The organism is Kushneria sp. EE4, assembly GCF_977968315.1.
This window is the reverse complement of sequence record NZ_OZ386212.1, coordinates 93,494-109,029: the sequence shown is the minus strand read 5'-3', so window position 1 is coordinate 109,029 and position 15,536 is coordinate 93,494. Positions and strand designations below refer to the sequence as shown.

Genomic DNA, 15,536 nt, shown 5'->3' with positions numbered 1-15,536 from the left:
AGCAGCGCATGTACGCCATTGCCGTCAAGGATTCCCACCTTCAATGGTGCGAACACGATGATCTGCCCTCCCCCGGCGGCAGCGACATCCTGATCGATGTGGCCTGGGCAGGCATGAATCGCGCCGATGTTTTACAGCGTGACGGGGGCTATCCACCCCCCAGTGGCGCCTCCGAAATCCTCGGGCTGGAAGTCAGCGGCGTGGTGGCAAGCGTCGGGCCGGCCGTGGAGCGCTTTCGCGTCGGGGATCAGGTCTGCGCGCTGCTTGCCGGCGGCGGCTACGCCGAGCAGGTCCTCGTCAACGAAGCGCAGGCCCTGCGCATCCCCGAGGGCATGACCCTGCGCGATGCCGCCGCCCTGCCGGAGGTATTTGCCACGGCCTGGCTCAATCTCTTCATGGAAGCGGATCTGCGCGACGGCGAGCGGGTGCTGTTGCATGCCGGGGCCAGCGGTGTCGGCACGGCCGCCATTCAGCTGTGTCACGCCTTCAACAACCCCTGCTTTGTCACCGTGGGCAGTCAGGACAAGATCGATGCCTGCAGGGCGCTGGGCGCCGAGGGCGGCTGGAACCGCCACGACGGCAGCTTCGTCGAGGCGGTGCAGAACTGGGGCGGGGTCGATGTGGTCCTCGACCCGGTGGCCGGAGAGTACATCGAATGGAACCAGCAGGTGCTCAACCTCGATGGCCGCATCATCCTGATCGGCTTCATGGGCGGTCGTGAAACGAACGTGGATCTGGCACGCATGCTGATGAAGCGTCAGCGCCTGATCGGCTCGACACTGCGCTCGCGCTCACCGGCTGGCAAGGGCAGCGTCATGGACGCTCTCCATGCCCACGTCTGGCCGCTGCTGGAGTCCGGCCGGGTCAAGCCGCTGATCGATCGCACCTTCTCCATTCAGGAAGCCGACGACGCCATGCGCTTTCTGGAAGAGAACACCAGCACCGGCAAGGTGTTGATGGGCGTCTCCGGTGCCTGACCCGGTGGCCTGAACGTCAATCAGCCCCCGGACGCGAAAAAGCCCGAATCCAGTGGATTCGGGCTTTTTAATGTCTCGACCGGCTCAAGCGCTGGCTCTACTGAAGCGCCGGCGCGCTCCCGGGCATCGAGGTCATCGGCCGCGCGGCAATGGCGGTGTCGTCATCTGCCAGCTGCCAGTGCCGTGAACGCTCGGGGTCCACCGGCAGGCCCAGCTCACCGTGATCGAAGGCGCGAGCCAGCCGCTGGGCGGCACCGTTATGGCCGGCCTCGGCCGCGCGAGCATACCAGGTCACGGCGCGGTCTTCCCGGCGCGCAAACTGGGTGCAGCCGTGTTCGTACATGTGCCCCACCTGATACTGCGCCTCGGGGTGGCCGGCCTCGGCCGCCTTGACGACGCAGCGTACCCCCCGGGCCTTGTCACGCGCCGTATGACCACGACGAAACAGCATGACGCCATAGGTGGACAGTGCATCAACGTGCCCGGCGTTGGCACAGCGTCGAAACAGGTGCATGGTCAGACGACGCTTGTGCGCAGAGCCTTCCAGCCAGGGGGCCTGCATCAAACGCGATGCCAGACGATATTCAAACCGGGTGAATACTTGAGCAGACCGCAGCATAACAACCAACCTTGTAAGTTCCAGCATTCGATACATGCCCTGTCTGCACGTAGCGTGGCAGGGATCGGGCGTTGATGCGAACCACTGTTGCCGTGAAGGTGACTCATCACCTGCAGAGTAAAAAACCAGAAAGGGCAGCCCCGTTGTCACCGCAGCGAGAGCTGGCGCCCCCACGTGGCGAGGCCGGCAATATACGCCTGTGCAGGAAGTGACTCAAGCCCCGTGTTTGCCCGCACCTCACCGCCCGTCTAACATGGGCATTCACCCGCTTTATAAGGCTCTGGAAACCCCATGGAAAGACGTCCTCTCGGTGACAGTGGCATAACGGTCAGCCGGCTTTGTCTTGGCACCATGACCTTTGGCGAACAAAACAGTGAGGCCGAAGCGCACGAGCAGCTCGATCGCGCTCTGGCTGCGGGTATCGACTTCATCGACACCGCTGAAATGTATCCGGTACCGCCGAACGGCGAGACGCAGGGCCGCACCGAAGCCTATATCGGCAGCTGGCTGAAGGCGCGCGGCCGACGTGACGATATCGTGCTGGCCAGCAAGGTAGCCGGTGCCGGCCGCGGCATGGAGTATCTGCGTGGCGGGCCGAAGCTGTCACGCCAGCAGATCCATCAGGCCCTCGATGACAGTCTCAAGCGTTTAAACACCGACTATCTCGATCTCTATCAGCTGCACTGGCCGGACCGCCCCGCCAACTACTTCGGCAAGCTGGACTACCAGCACGAAGAGGCCCCGGACGCCACGCCGCTGGAGGAGACCCTGTCGGCGCTCAAGGAAGCCGTGGATGCCGGCAAGATCCGCACCATCGGCCTGTCCAACGAAACGCCCTGGGGCACGATGTCCTGTCTGCGCCTGGCCGAGACCATGGATCTGCCGCGCGTGGTATCGGTGCAAAACCCCTACAACCTGCTCAATCGCAGCTATGAAATCGGCATGGCCGAGATCAGCCATCGCGAGAATGTGGGGCTTCTGGCCTACTCGCCGCTCGCCTTTGGGGTATTGAGCGGCAAATATCTGGGCGGCATGAAACCGGAGGGGGCGCGCCTTACCCTGTTTGAACGCTTTCAGCGCTACAATTCGACGCTGGCCGAGGAAGCCACCTGGGCCTATGTCGATATCGCCCGGCGCTTTGATCTCAATCCGGCCCAGATGGCGCTGGCCTGGGTCAACACCCGGCCCTTCGTGACCAGCAACATCATCGGTGCCACCACGCTTGAGCAGCTCGATCACAACATCGCAAGCGAGCCGCTGACGCTTTCCGATGAGGTTATCGAGGCCATTGAAGGCGTCCACAAGCGTCTGCCCAACCCCTGCCCCTGACCCTCTCCTTTCCGGGGCCCGGACACCATACGTCCTCCCTCTGGCCTGGCACTGGCTTAATGCAGTCTGATGCCGGGGCCGGAGGGGTTATAATCGTGACAACATGAGCGGAGAATCTGCATGCTGAGCGTGCTGTCCCCAGCCAAGACGCTGGATTTTGAAACGCCTTCCTCGACGACCATGGCCACGCAGCCGGACTATCTGGACCAGAGCCGTCAGCTCATCGATATCCTGCGCGAGTATTCGCCACAGGATCTGTCGCAGCTGATGGGCATCAGCGACAAACTGGCCGGTCTCAACGTGGCGCGTTTCGAGCAGTGGCAGACACCGTTTGATACGAACAACGCCAAACAGGCCATACTGGCCTTTCAGGGCGACGTTTACACCGGGCTTGAAGCGGCGCGCTGGCAGGAAAATGACCTTGAATGGGCGCAGTCGCATCTGCGCATTCTGTCAGGGCTTTACGGCATGCTCCGACCGCTGGATCTGATGCAGCCCTACCGCCTTGAGATGGGTACGAAGCTTGAAAACCCGGCCGGGCGTGATCTTTATGCCTTCTGGCGAGAGCGTCTGACACGCGATCTGGATCAGGCGGTGAAGGAAAGCAGCGGTGACCCGGTGTTGATCAATCTGGCCTCCAACGAATACTTTGGCGCCATTGACCGCAAGCATCTCGGCTGCGATGTCATCACACCGGTGTTCAAGGACGCCAAAAACGGGCAGTACAAGGTCATCAGCTTTTATGCCAAGAAGGCGCGCGGCATGATGAGCGCCTGGATGGTGCAGCAAAGACTCGAGAAACGTGACGATCTAAAGGCCTTCGACAGGGGCGGCTATCGCTTCAATGCCGACCTGTCGGACCAGAACAGCTGGGTATTTACCCGCGACGCGCAGTAATCGCAACGATGGTCAATTGACCACCACTCAATGATGCATTTATCGGGAGGATCTCTCATGCGTCATCTACTGATCACCCTGCTCATCGGTCTGATGAGCTTTGGCCTGGCCGTCGAGCATGCCGACGCCAAGCGTTTCGGCGGCGGCAAGAGCTTTGGCAGCTACTCCCGTTCGTCAAGCCCGAGCAGCAGCCAGGCCAGCACACCGCCGCGTCAGGCCCAGCAGGGCACACGCGCCGCCGGTGGTGGCATGTCGCGCTTCATGGGCCCGCTGGCCGGCATCATGGCAGGCGGTCTGCTGGCCTCGCTGTTTTTCGGCGGCGCCTTCAACGGGATTCGCTTCATGGATATCCTGCTGATCGCGCTTCTCGGCTTTGTGGCCTGGAAGGTGCTGGCGGCGCGGCGTCGAGCGACCAACACCGGCGCTCACGGCGAGCAGCATCAGCCTCAGCAGCGTCAGGCGCATGACATGGGCGGCACGTCCAGTGGGGCTGCCGGTGGCGCCATGGGCGGTGCGGCCATGGCCGGCAGCGAGCCTGAATGGTTCGACCGCGAGCAGTTTTTGTCCGGTGCCAAGGAGCACTTCATGAACCTGCAGCGCGCCTGGGACAACAACGACTTCGAGAAAATTCAGGAGTTCGTCACGCCCGAGCTCTATAACCTGCTGCGCAAGGAGCGCGCCGAACAAAGCGCCAACAACCAGACCGAGGTCGTGCGGTTGTTTGCCGAGCTGGGCGATGTGCGCGAACACGGCAAGCAGGCCGAAGCCACGGTGCTGTTTCACGGCATCATGAAAGAGGACGGTCAGGACAACGAGTTCAACGAGACCTGGCATCTGGTTCGTGAAGTTCGCGACCAGTCCCCCTGGTACATCCAGGGCATCGAGCAAAACAACGCCTGATCCCGACCGCACCTTATGACAATGCCCCGCTCATGCGGGGCATTTTTTTGTTCGAACAAGGGCGCCACTGACGCAGGTTTTGAAACGATCAGATGGCCACCGCGCGGCCAATGTACTCGATCGGCCCGGTAGGCAGGCCCGTGGGCGAACCGCTGGCATCTTCCAGAGTCAGCTCGAAAAGCTGGTTGTCCTCAAGCGGCGGCAGCGCGTCCAGATTCAGGCGTACGGGCGCACCCGGCTCGACCAGACCCAGTGATACCGGCGCCTGCCAGTCGTCGCCCCTGGTCCAGAACTCGAGCGCCTTGCCCTCGGGCACCCTGAAAGTCCCCAGCGGAATCAGCTCGATCTGCCGGCGGTTGGCGGCCTGGACCACCCAGCCGGCGGACTGGCCCTGAGGGGCCAGCAGCACCACCATGTACGCCGGCGTCACCGGGCCTGCAGGCACTTGCCATAAAAGCGCCGCCATCACCAGGGCAGCGGCCACGCCCAGCCCTGCCGCGGCGCGCCAGAGGGCAAGGCGCTGCCAGAGGCCGGGCACTACAGGGGCGTCCGGGGACACATGACGTGCCTTTAGGCTTCGCTGAATGCGCGGCCATAGAAAGTCGCTCGGCGTCTGCGGTTCGGTAAGCGCGTTGTAGGGGAAAAAGCGCTCCTCCCACTCGGTCACCGCCCGGCGCAGCGCGGGTTCGCGCTCCAGGCGTGCTTCAAACGCCTGGCGCTCGTCAAAGGGCAGCGTCCCCAGCACGTATTCGCCGGCCAGGTCGTGGCTGTCATCACTTTGCGCGTCGTCACTCTCATGGGGCCCGGTCATGCCAGACACTCCCGTAAACGCACCAGGCTTCGCTTGATCCAGGCCTTGACCGTGCCCAGCGGCGCGCCCGTATGGGCGGCGATTTCTGCATGGCTTAACCCCTCTACATACGCCTGAAGCACGCAGTTGCGTCGCTCAACCTCAAGCGTTTTCAAACAGTCATCCATACGCTGGCCGGTTTGCCAGTCGAAGGCATCAAGAGTCTGGCTCTCCGGGCGCGAGGTGTCCTGGTGCTCGAAGGCGTCCGCGTCGAACTCGCCGACCATCAGCCTGTCGCGCTGGCGGATCGCGTTCAGCGCCAGATGGCGGGCAATGCTGAATATCCAGGTGCGGGCAGCTCCCTTTTCAGGGTCGAAGGTGTCGGCACGCTGCCAGATCGCGAGGAAGGCGTCATGAACGATGTCCTCCGCCATACCGCGGTCCTTGACGATACGCTGCACCACGCCGAGCATTCGCGCCCCTTCCAGACGATAGAGGCCGTGAAGGGCGTCATGATCCCCCCGAGCGCAGCACGCTAGTGCGTCGGTGTGACTGAATTCGTTGTTTTTATCCAGCACCGTTTTACTCCCTCGTGACGCGACGACTTAACCCTGTGCGCCCGGGTAGCATAACGAGCAAGGGCCCGTGACACGAGCCCCTGATTCAAACGTGACCGACAACGCCCCGCCGGTTGGCCGGCAGGGCGTGAGCTTATTCCGCGGTCCAGAAGATGTAGTCGGCCTGATAGGTCACGATGGCCGTGGCGCCTTCGTGGTCGGCATCACACGCCGTGCCCGGGGCCACACCGCCTTCGGTGTTGAGACGCTGAATGTAGCTGACACCAGTCATGGCGCCTTCACCCTCGGCCGGATTGGCTTCGACCAGTTGAAGCGGGATGTTGTCATCGCCGTTATCGGCGGTGCCCACCTGGGTGCCGGTCACTTTCGAGCCGTCCAGCGCCTCCCAGGTGGCGGGCGGGCCGTAGTAGCTGCCGACCTGGTCGCCGTCGCTGTCGTTGAGTGCCGCGCTCGGGCCCTTGAAAACCCAGGCCACGTCACCGGCATCATTGGTTTCGCACATATACTTGATCGCGCCGACGCCGACGGTTTCAAGGGCGACGGTGTTGCCGTCCGGCACCTGGACGTCGTCCGGGGTGTCGGCCAGCGCCGCATGACTGAAGGAGGCGATCAGAGCGGTGGCAAGGCCGGCACGCGTGAGATGTCGAATAGTCATTTCAGTCTCCCTGAGAGTTGTTGTCAGCCGCCTCGATCGGTGCGGCTGTACAGGGGATACACGCGAGCTGCCGTTCTGGATGCACTTTTTTGAAAAAAAGTTATCACGCCTTGCCAGGCGCGGACTGTCGCCCCTGCCAGCATTAAGGCCTGCAGCAGGGACGAAGGATCAGGGCGTGTCAGGCATGCACCGGCGTGTAGCGCTCCAGCGCCTTTTCAAGGGCGGCCACGCCGGCGGGCACATCGACCGGATACCCCAGTGTCCTGATGCTCGCGCCCAGCGCGTGCAGGGTGCGAAACAGATGGTGCGTGCGACACTGCTCACCCATCTGGCCGATCCGCACGATATTGGCGCCAAAGGCCCCGGATATCTCCACGCCGTGATGATGTGAGATATGCGCCATCAGGTCGGCCTGGGCCAGCCCATCGGGCAGCTGAATGCCGACCACCGAGTTCAGACGCGACGGTGCCTCGATATAAAGCTCCAGGCCCAGCCCTTCGATACCGGCCTGCAGCGCCCGGGAACAGCGCAGGTGGCGATCGAATCGTTTGGGCAGGGTCTCCTGACACACCAGCCGCAGCGCCTCGTGCAGCGCCAGAATGCCGGAGACCGGCGCCGTGTAGTGATAGGACTTGTTGTACCAGAACTGATGCGCCAGGCGAGCGTCCAGGCACCAGTGGGTCAGGGGACGCTCGCGCGCCTCGATGACCGCCCAGGCGCGGTCGGAGAAGGCGATCAGCGACACGCCGGGGATCGAGCTCAGCCCCTTCTGGCCGCCGGTGATCACCACGTCCACGCCCCAGTCATCCATCTCCAGCGGCATGGTGCTCAGCGTGCAGACCGCATCGCAGATCACCAGACAATCGGCCTTTGATGCCGCTCGACAGATCGCCGGCAGGGTATGGTTGAACACGGTGCTGGAGGTCTCCCCCTGCACGATGGTCAACACGCGCGGGCGATGCGTACGGATCGCCTCGATGACCGCGGCCTCATCGGCGGCATGCAACACGCCGGCATCCATCTCGATGACCTCGCCGCCGGCGCGCCGGGCCATTTCGCCCAGCCGGCTGCTGAAAAAGCCGTTGTTGATCGTCAACACCCGGGTGCCGGGGTCGACCAGGTTGATGACGGCCATCTCCATTGCCGCCGAACCGGGCCCTGCCACGCCCAGGATGTGGCGCGATTCGGTCTGAAAAACGTAGCGCGACATCGCCTTCACCTGCTCGATGATGCGCGCCATGGTCTCGCCCAGATGATTGATGACGATGCCGTTGGCCGCCGCCACCCGGGCCGGAATGGGCACAGGGCCCGCGCCCATCATGAGCAGCGGCTCATCGGGCAGAATGGATTCCAGAGGCTCGATATCGGGCACGGTATAGGACATCACCATCTCCTTGAGATGACACAGGACAGGTTGAAGCGCCAGGGCGCGGGCGCACCAAAACGGACGTTTTAGTATGCCCATGGCTTGAAAAGGTCGGCAAGCCACACTTCAGAAGTGTCTGATCAAGGCAGCGCTGGACACCGGAGCGAAGGCCCCGGACACCGAAGAAAACGAAGGAGGAGATGACAGACTGCCTGCAGGCGCGACAGCCGCCCCTGCAGGCTATAACGGGTGGGTCAGACGCTGTCCTGGTGCATGGTGATCTCGAACGCGCCGGGCAGCAGCGCGGTAACAGCGCGCGCGCGCTGCAAAAGCGTTGCATAGTCATCGGCCACCACATTGATGTGGGCCAGCTTGCGCCCGGCCCGCGGCGCCTTGCCATAGCGATGCAGATGCACGCCCTCAAGGGCCAGCAGCGCAGCGCAGTCACCCTCTTCACCAATCACGTTGACCATGCAGGTCAGACCGCGGGCGCTCGTATCGCCCAGCGGCAGCCCGGCGATGGCGCGCAGATGATTCTCGAACTGGCTGGTGAGGGCCCCATTCATGGTCCAGTGGCCGGAGTTATGGACCCGCGGGGCCATCTCATTGGCCAGAAGCCGGCCATCGCGGGTCTGGAAAAGCTCCAGCGACAGCACGCCGACATAGTCCAGCTCATCAAGCAGCTTCTGGATATAGCCATCCGCCGTGGTCTGCAGCTCGGCATCGACATCCGGCAGCGGCGCCACCGAATAGCGCAAAATGCCCTCTTCATGCTGGTTTTCCGTGATCGGGTACGTACGCACGGCGCCGTCTCGTCCGCGCACGGCAATCAATGAGACTTCGCGCACAAAGTCCACGAACGCCTCGACCACCAGCTGATCATGATTGATGCTCTGCCAGGCATCATGTGCCTGCTCGGGCGCACGCAACACGGCCTGGCCCTTGCCGTCATAACCCTCGGTCGTGGATTTGGCCACCACCGGACAGCCCAGCTTGCGTGCCGCCGACTCAAGCGCCTCGGCGCTGTCGACCAGCCGATATTCGGGCGTGGGGATATCCAGCTTCGAAAAGAGCGCCTTCTCACGGGCCCGGTGCTGACACACCGCAATGGCGCGACTCGAGGGATACACCGGTTTCACCTGCTCGATGCGCTCCAAAAGCGCCACCGGCAAGTGTTCAAACTCATAGGTGACCACGTCCACGCGGGCAATGAAGTCCTCAAGCGTTGTGTCATCACTGCCGGTGAGAATCTCACCGATCCCGGCGCTGGGCGCGCCGCCCGGGTCCAGAAGCGTAAAACGCTGGCCCAGCGGCAGGCCGGCCAGTGCCATCATGCGTCCGAGCTGTCCCGCTCCCAGAATGCCGATCTGCATTGCCATGTCTCGCTGATTGGAGGAAATGAGAAAACCCTGCGCCAGTACGGTTTTTAACCGTACTCCTTTTCAACAGTGCTATTCGGCGCTCGGGTCGGGGTTATCCAGCACGTTTTGCGTCTGTTCGGTCCGGAAGGCCTCGACGGCGCGACGAACCTCGCTGTCGTGCGTGCCGATGATCTGGGCGGCCAGAAGACCGGCATTGGTCGCTCCGGCCTTGCCGATCGCCAGCGTTCCCACGGCAACGCCGCCCGGCATCTGGGCAATCGAGAGCAATGAATCCATGCCCTTGAGCGCCTTGGACTCCACCGGCACGCCAAGAACAGGCACCGGTGTCTGGGAAGCCACCATGCCGGGCAGATGCGCCGCACCACCGGCGCCGGCAATGATCACCTCGATGCCTCGCTCGGCCGCGGTTTTTGCATATTCAAACATCAGATCCGGCGTTCGGTGCGCCGACACCACGCGCGTTTCATACGCCACGCCAAGGCGCGTCAGCATGTTGACGGCATGCTCCATGACCGGCCAGTCCGACTTCGATCCCATGATCACTCCCACACGCGGCTGCATCGGCACTCCCCTTTCGGCAATGAACATTCGACAAGGAACAGAGCAGCGCCCGCGGTGGTCGCGTCGCTGCGTCATGTTGGAAAACCGTGCAGGATACCCGCTCGGGTAAAGGGGGGAAAGCCACGGCACCCGTCAGCCCGTTATGGCAGGGGATGGTCGGCGCCGCCCGGGACCATGCTCAATCGATGTGGCGAAAGCGCTCGGGGATGGTGCGCTCAAAGCTTTCGCGCTTTTGGATGTTGTCCCACCAGCGCTGCACGCCCGGGAAATCGGCCATGATCTCGCGGCCTTCGGGCGTCATGACCACATAGGCCATGATCGGGGCCAGCAGGAAATCCACATAGGAGACGGGGCCGGCGATCAGCCAGGTGCGCGTGGCCAGTGACTGCTCCAGCAGCGAAAACTGGTGGCGCACCTTCGGCAGGGCCGCGGCAATCACCGTCTCGTCTACCGGGCGCTGCAGCAGCGGATTGATGACGCGCTGCCATGCAAGCTCCATGATCATGGCCTGGTAGTAGTAGTTGTTGATCACCGCCGCCCACTGGCGCATGTCGACCCGGTCATCGAGCTGGCGCGGCACCAGCGCCGGCGCCGGAAAATGCCCTTCCAGAAACTCGGCGATAGCGTCGGTTTCGTACAAAATACGCCCGCCGGTTTCCAGTGCCGGCACCTTGCCAAAGGGATGACGGCGCAGGTGCTCGGGGGTATGGGTTTCGCCCTTGAGCACATCGACCGCCACCTGGTCGTAGGTCACGCCCTTTTCCAGAAAGAGCATGCGCACCGTGCGCACATAGGTGCTGCCATCGAAACCATAAAGAACAAAATCGCTCACGCGGTCACTCCCTGAAGGTCTGCTCTGCCCGGCATGCGTTCACCCATGAACACACACCGTTTGCAGGATTTAACACAACCGTAGACGTATCGGCCCACGATGCGCCACATCCGGCGACAATCGCGCCCCGCGGGCCAGCATCTCCAGTCGGCCCTGTCGCGCAAGCTCGGCGGCCACCCGGCGAACATCGTCCATGTGATCGCGCCAGTGCGCCTCGTCAAACAGCTCACGGGCGACCTCCGACGGACAAAAGCTCTTGTCATGTCCGCGGTGATGGGCCAGCGCCATCAGTGTGTCGGCAATGGCCGCTGCGCTCACCTCTTTCATGTGAAAAACGCCTGCATCGTGGCGGCATGCACAAAACAGAGCTTGTTGCCCTCGATATCGCGACAGTAGGCGGCGTAAAAATCCGGTCCGTAGCAGTCGCGCACGCCCGGCGGCCCTTCACTGCCCCCACCGCAGGCCATGACCCGATGCCAGACATCATCAACACTTTGCCGGCACGGCGACATGAAACTGACCTGAGCCCCGTTGCCCCAGGTGGCCGGCAGGCCGTTGAAGGGATACTGAATGACAAACAGTGGCCAGTGTCTGCCCGGGTAATGCCAGATGGCATCGGGCGGCCCGCCATCACGCTCCTCAAAAAGGCGGACCAGTCCGAGCGGTTCCAGCACATGGTCATAAAAGGCGGCCAGACGCGGCAGGTCACGCGCACCAAGCTGAATATGGGTAAACATGGCGCTAGACGTCTCCCCTGCAAATGGCCGGGACGCTGAAAGGCAGCGCTGAAGGACGACACGAAAAAGGACAACACGGACTTGCTGGCCGACGGGCAATGATCATGCAGCAGAGCTCCTCGAAATGGTTGGCGGGGAGTAAGCTTTCGCAGCCGATGTTCTCCTACCATAGTCAGCCTTCAGGGCAGTCACACCAGCCTTTTTGTGACGATGCGTACGACCCGCCTGGATGGCATGCCTATCGGCAGAGCCCATAACCCCGCATTCCGAGATGAAAATGATCGCGATGGGCCGCGTTGTATTCAGGCCCCAGCGAGTTGCCGAAGATGTCACAGCTGCCCTCGAAGGCGCGCCTCAAAAGCTGGCCCCGCGGCCCTTCGTCCTGCCAGTGACCGGCCACCGTTGCCCGGGTACCATCCTCCATGCGAAACCCGGTCACATCGAACGCCTCGGCCGTGGCATGTTCACTGCGTCGACCGCTGTCACGGTGGTAGACGTTGCGACAGGCGAAGCTGCCCACGTGATCTACCCGGGCAACGTCCTGACCGAAGACCTCGCGCGCCACCGGGTGAAGGCGCTGTCGTTCAAACACGACCCAGGAAAGTGCCAGCGGGCAGCTGGCCAGAAAGCTGGCACTGAACTGCACGGAGGTGGAACGCACCCGTACGGCATGATCGAGCTGACACGCCCCGATCTCGGGGCTGCCCACTTCGACATAATCGATGGCCCCCTGCTCGCGCGCCCGGGCCAGCGCCGCCAGGCAGCGCTGCGGGTCCTGATCGAGCGCCTTGAGCTTGAAACGCGTAATCGGGTTTAACGGATCATCCACGTTAAACGGTGCAAAGGGATTGTATTTTGATGGCACGCGCTCGCTGCCCGGCCACTGCTGCCAGAGGCCTGCGGCTACCACCACCGGTATCAACAGGATGATCAATACGACGTAGCGCACGTCCCCTCCGGGTCACTAAAGCGAAAAAAATCCCGCATGGCGAACATGCGGGATGGAAGGGGGTGTTGCAATGCCTCCTGTCTCAAAGAGGCAGAAGGCAATCGATTCGAGTCTGGCGGCTCGAATCGTCATCAAGATTAAGGGATGGCCCGTTAACAGACTAATCATCATTGCAGATCATCGAAATAGTCAGATGTAATCAAGCCGGGCCTGAAGCCCGGCCTGACGCTATCAAGGCAACGGGCCAGCGTTTACTCCGACTCGATCTGCCCGGTACCGCGACCCCGATTGATCCGGCGATTCTTGACGTCCGGTACCCGGCGAAGACGATCGTGGGTATCAGACATCTCGTCGGCCTCGAAGGCATCCGCCCCGACCGGCGTCTCGCCGTGCTGGCGATAGAGATTGAGCAGCATCTGCTTGCGATCGGCGCGCAGCTCCTTGAGCAGCACATAGACCATGCCATAGATGATCAGCGTAAACGGCAGCGCCGAGACCACAGCCGCCGACTGCAGCCCGCTGAGACCGCTTTCGCCACCGGCCGAGATCAGGATCAGACAGATCGCGGCAATCAGCACCCCCCAGGTCACCCGCTTGTAGAGCGGCGGGTTGAGCGAGCCCTTGTCGGTCATCTGACCCACGATATAGGCCGCCGAATCCGCCGAGGTCACCAGAAAGATAAAGATCAGGATCATGGCCACGATCGACAGCGGGAAGGAAAACGGCATCTGATCAAACATCACGAAAAGCGCCGAGGTGATGTTGTCGCTGGTCGCCTGGGCCAGACCCGCATCCTGATAGAGATCCATGTGCAGCGCGGCCCCGCCGAAAACGCCGATCCAGAGACAGGCCAGCAGCGGCGGCACGATCAACACCCCGAACACATACTCCTTGATGGTACGCCCGCGGGAGACACGCGCCACAAAAGTGCCGACAAACGGTGACCAGGCGATGACCCAGGCCCAGTAGAACACGGTCCAGCTGCTGATCCAGTCGTTGTCGGTAAAGGGATTGATGCGCAGGCTCATGCCCAGAAAGTTCTGCAGATAATCGCCCATGCCGACCGTAATGGTTTCCAGAATGGCTACCGTCGGACCGGTTACCAGCACATAGAACATCAGGCCCAGACACAGCACCATGTTCAGATTCGACAACCGCTTGATGCCCTTGTCGAGCCCGGAGACCGTGGACATCATGTAGCACACGAACATGGCGCACAAAATAATGGCCTGCCACATGAACCCTTCGGCCACGCCAAAAACGGCATGCAGACCACCGTTGATCTGCAGCACCGCCAGGCCAATGGAGGTCGCCACACCCATCACGGTCGCCACGACCGCAAAGGTATTGAGAAGCCCGCCGGCAAAGACGCGTCCCTTGCCAAGCTTTGCCGTCAGCGGCGACATGACCGTTGAGACCAGCCCGGTCTGCCCCTTGCGAAACTGGGTGTAGGCGATAATCAGACCCACCACCGAAAACGCGGCCCACTGGTGAACGCCCCAGTTGAAAAACGAGTACTGGATGGCGTAGCGCGCCGCTTCCGGCGTGCCGCCTTCCATGTCGTTAAAGGGCGTGTTCATGAAATGGGTCATCGGCTCGGCCATGCCGTAAAACACCAGCCCTACCCCGAAGCCGGCGGCCAGCAGCATGCTGATCCAGGAAAAGAAGTCGTAGGACGGCTTGCTTTCCTGAGGGCCGAGACGAATCTTGCCGTACTTGCTAAAGGCCAGTACCAGCAAAAAGATGACGAACCCGAAGACCGAAAACAGATAAAACCATCCGAAAAGATGCGTCACCCCGGTCAGGGCGGCACTGGCGCCGGCACTGAACCGGTCAGGAAAGATGGCACCGATTGCCACAAGCACCACGATGATCATCGTGGACGCGACAAAGACACGCTGTCTGGGAGCAATAGCCATGAGTGCGTCGATCCCCTGTCATTGTTGGATTGTCATTAAAGACTAGTTCAAGAACATTATGATCAATGCACATAAATGTCCGAAGCCGACGGTCGTTGCATCAGCGTGCCCGTCGAAAGGCGCCTGTCGGCACTGCCTGCAGCCTGTTTTGATGCGCACAAAAAAGGGGACACAGCCGTGTCCCCTTGTCTATCTTGCGCCGCAGGACGATTACATCCTGGCAGCAATAGCGGCCTCTATCCATAACGTCCCGTTATATAGTCCTCGGTCTGCTTCTTCTCCGGGTCGGTAAATATCTGATCGGTCTGCCCGCACTCGATCAGCTCGCCCAGATACATGAACGCCGTAATGTCGGACACGCGCGCCGCCTGCTGCATGTTGTGCGTGACGATCACGATCGTGTAGTCCGCCTTCAATTCGTGGATCAGATCCTCGATGTAGCCGGTCGAGATCGGATCCAGCGCCGAGGTGGGCTCATCAAGCAAAATAACCTCGGGTTTGACCGCAATGGTACGGGCAATACATAGACGCTGCTGCTGCCCGCCGGACAGCGACTGTCCGTTGGTCTTGAGCTTGTCCTTGACCTCGTTCCACAGGGCTGCCTTTTTCAGCGCCCACTCCACACGCTCGTCCATGTCGCGCCGCGACAGACGCTCGTAGAGCTTCACGCCGAAGGCGATGTTGTCATAAACCGACATCGGAAACGGCGTCGGCTTTTGAAACACCATGCCGATGCGGGCGCGCAGCAGATTGATGTCCACGCCGGAGGCATGAATATCGTGACCGTCCAGCAGGATGCCGCCTTCGGTTTTCAGACCCGGATAGAGATCATGCATGCGGTTGAAGCAGCGCAGAAGCGTTGACTTGCCGCAGCCGGAAGGGCCGATATAGGCCGTTACCTGGTTGGCCGGAATCTCCATCGACACATCCTTGATGGCCTGAAAATTACCGTAGTAAAAGTTCAGGTCCTGAACCGACAGCTTGGCGGTGACATCGTCATGGGTGCTGCCGGTTGCGTTTCTGGATGTCTGCCTCGGCGCCATGG

17 protein-coding genes are annotated in these 15,536 nt (G+C 61.9%); 4 read left to right on the top strand and 13 right to left on the bottom strand.

Features of this window, described 5'->3' with window-relative positions:
* Nucleotides 1-8: 8 nt before the first annotated feature.
* Nucleotides 9-977 (top strand): zinc-binding dehydrogenase, encoded by a 969-nt coding sequence (locus ACXMYO_RS00565; RefSeq protein ID WP_438766072.1) that lies wholly within the window; start codon nt 9-11, stop codon nt 975-977.
* 97 nt (nt 978-1,074) lie between these two features.
* Here the strand turns inward: ACXMYO_RS00565 and ACXMYO_RS00560 are convergent, their stop codons facing one another.
* On the bottom strand, nt 1,075-1,596 hold the full coding sequence (locus tag ACXMYO_RS00560; RefSeq protein ID WP_438766071.1) for a tetratricopeptide repeat protein: 522 nt from the start codon (nt 1,594-1,596) through the stop codon (nt 1,075-1,077).
* A 291-nt stretch (nt 1,597-1,887) separates the two neighbouring features.
* On the opposite strand from ACXMYO_RS00560, the gene ACXMYO_RS00555 reads away from it, so the two are divergent.
* The 3 genes from ACXMYO_RS00555 to ACXMYO_RS00545 all read left to right on the top strand — a co-directional run bounded on the left by ACXMYO_RS00555 (nt 1,888) and on the right by ACXMYO_RS00545 (nt 4,722).
* Nucleotides 1,888-2,925, top strand: coding sequence for an NADP(H)-dependent aldo-keto reductase (locus ACXMYO_RS00555; protein WP_457807471.1), 1,038 nt, complete (start codon nt 1,888-1,890; stop codon nt 2,923-2,925).
* Between the two features lie 120 nt (nt 2,926-3,045).
* Complete coding sequence (gene yaaA / locus ACXMYO_RS00550) at nt 3,046-3,822, top strand: peroxide stress protein YaaA (RefSeq protein ID WP_457807470.1); 777 nt, start codon at nt 3,046-3,048, stop codon at nt 3,820-3,822.
* 57 nt (nt 3,823-3,879) lie between these two features.
* On the top strand, nt 3,880-4,722 hold the full coding sequence (locus ACXMYO_RS00545; protein WP_457807469.1) for a Tim44 domain-containing protein: 843 nt from the start codon (nt 3,880-3,882) through the stop codon (nt 4,720-4,722).
* Between the two features lie 88 nt (nt 4,723-4,810).
* Here the strand turns inward: ACXMYO_RS00545 and ACXMYO_RS00540 are convergent, their stop codons facing one another.
* The 12 genes from ACXMYO_RS00540 to pstB form a co-directional block, all read right to left on the bottom strand.
* The gene (locus tag ACXMYO_RS00540) at nt 4,811-5,533 is read right to left on the bottom strand and encodes an anti-sigma factor (RefSeq protein WP_457807468.1); all 723 of its coding nucleotides are present in this window, start codon (nt 5,531-5,533) and stop codon (nt 4,811-4,813) included.
* On the bottom strand, nt 5,530-6,090 hold the full coding sequence (locus tag ACXMYO_RS00535) for a sigma-70 family RNA polymerase sigma factor (protein ID WP_438766064.1): 561 nt from the start codon (nt 6,088-6,090) through the stop codon (nt 5,530-5,532). Before ACXMYO_RS00535 ends, ACXMYO_RS00540 begins: the two co-directional genes overlap by 4 nt.
* 133 nt (nt 6,091-6,223) lie before the next feature.
* Nucleotides 6,224-6,745: a DUF3455 domain-containing protein gene (locus tag ACXMYO_RS00530; RefSeq protein ID WP_457807467.1), complete on the bottom strand. Its 522-nt coding sequence runs from the start codon at nt 6,743-6,745 to the stop codon at nt 6,224-6,226.
* A 178-nt stretch (nt 6,746-6,923) separates the two neighbouring features.
* The gene (locus ACXMYO_RS00525; protein ID WP_457807466.1) at nt 6,924-8,129 is read right to left on the bottom strand and encodes a pyridoxal-phosphate-dependent aminotransferase family protein; all 1,206 of its coding nucleotides are present in this window, start codon (nt 8,127-8,129) and stop codon (nt 6,924-6,926) included.
* A 236-nt stretch (nt 8,130-8,365) separates the two neighbouring features.
* Entirely contained in the window at nt 8,366-9,484 is a 1,119-nt protein-coding gene (locus ACXMYO_RS00520) for a 5-(carboxyamino)imidazole ribonucleotide synthase (RefSeq protein ID WP_457809453.1), read from the bottom strand.
* A 78-nt stretch (nt 9,485-9,562) separates the two neighbouring features.
* Nucleotides 9,563-10,054 (bottom strand): 5-(carboxyamino)imidazole ribonucleotide mutase, encoded by a 492-nt coding sequence (gene purE, locus ACXMYO_RS00515; RefSeq protein ID WP_115854598.1) that lies wholly within the window; start codon nt 10,052-10,054, stop codon nt 9,563-9,565.
* A 178-nt stretch (nt 10,055-10,232) separates the two neighbouring features.
* Nucleotides 10,233-10,886 carry a glutathione S-transferase family protein gene (locus ACXMYO_RS00510; RefSeq protein WP_457807465.1) on the bottom strand — a complete coding sequence of 218 codons (654 nt, stop codon included), beginning with the start codon at nt 10,884-10,886 and terminating at the stop codon, nt 10,233-10,235.
* A gap of 69 nt (nt 10,887-10,955) precedes the next feature.
* On the bottom strand, nt 10,956-11,213 hold the full coding sequence (locus tag ACXMYO_RS00505) for a DUF3253 domain-containing protein (protein WP_457807464.1): 258 nt from the start codon (nt 11,211-11,213) through the stop codon (nt 10,956-10,958).
* Nucleotides 11,210-11,623 (bottom strand): VOC family protein, encoded by a 414-nt coding sequence (locus tag ACXMYO_RS00500; protein ID WP_457807463.1) that lies wholly within the window; start codon nt 11,621-11,623, stop codon nt 11,210-11,212. Before ACXMYO_RS00500 ends, ACXMYO_RS00505 begins: the two co-directional genes overlap by 4 nt.
* A 238-nt stretch (nt 11,624-11,861) precedes the next feature.
* A complete protein-coding gene (locus tag ACXMYO_RS00495) occupies nt 11,862-12,572 on the bottom strand; it encodes an extensin-like domain-containing protein (RefSeq protein ID WP_438766056.1) in 711 nt (236 codons plus the stop codon).
* A 251-nt stretch (nt 12,573-12,823) separates the two neighbouring features.
* On the bottom strand, nt 12,824-14,491 hold the full coding sequence (locus tag ACXMYO_RS00490; protein ID WP_457807462.1) for a BCCT family transporter: 1,668 nt from the start codon (nt 14,489-14,491) through the stop codon (nt 12,824-12,826).
* Nucleotides 14,492-14,727: 236 nt separating this feature from the next.
* Nucleotides 14,728-15,534, bottom strand: coding sequence for a phosphate ABC transporter ATP-binding protein PstB (gene pstB, locus ACXMYO_RS00485; protein ID WP_457809452.1), 807 nt, complete (start codon nt 15,532-15,534; stop codon nt 14,728-14,730).
* Between the last annotated feature and the right edge of the window lie 2 nt (nt 15,535-15,536).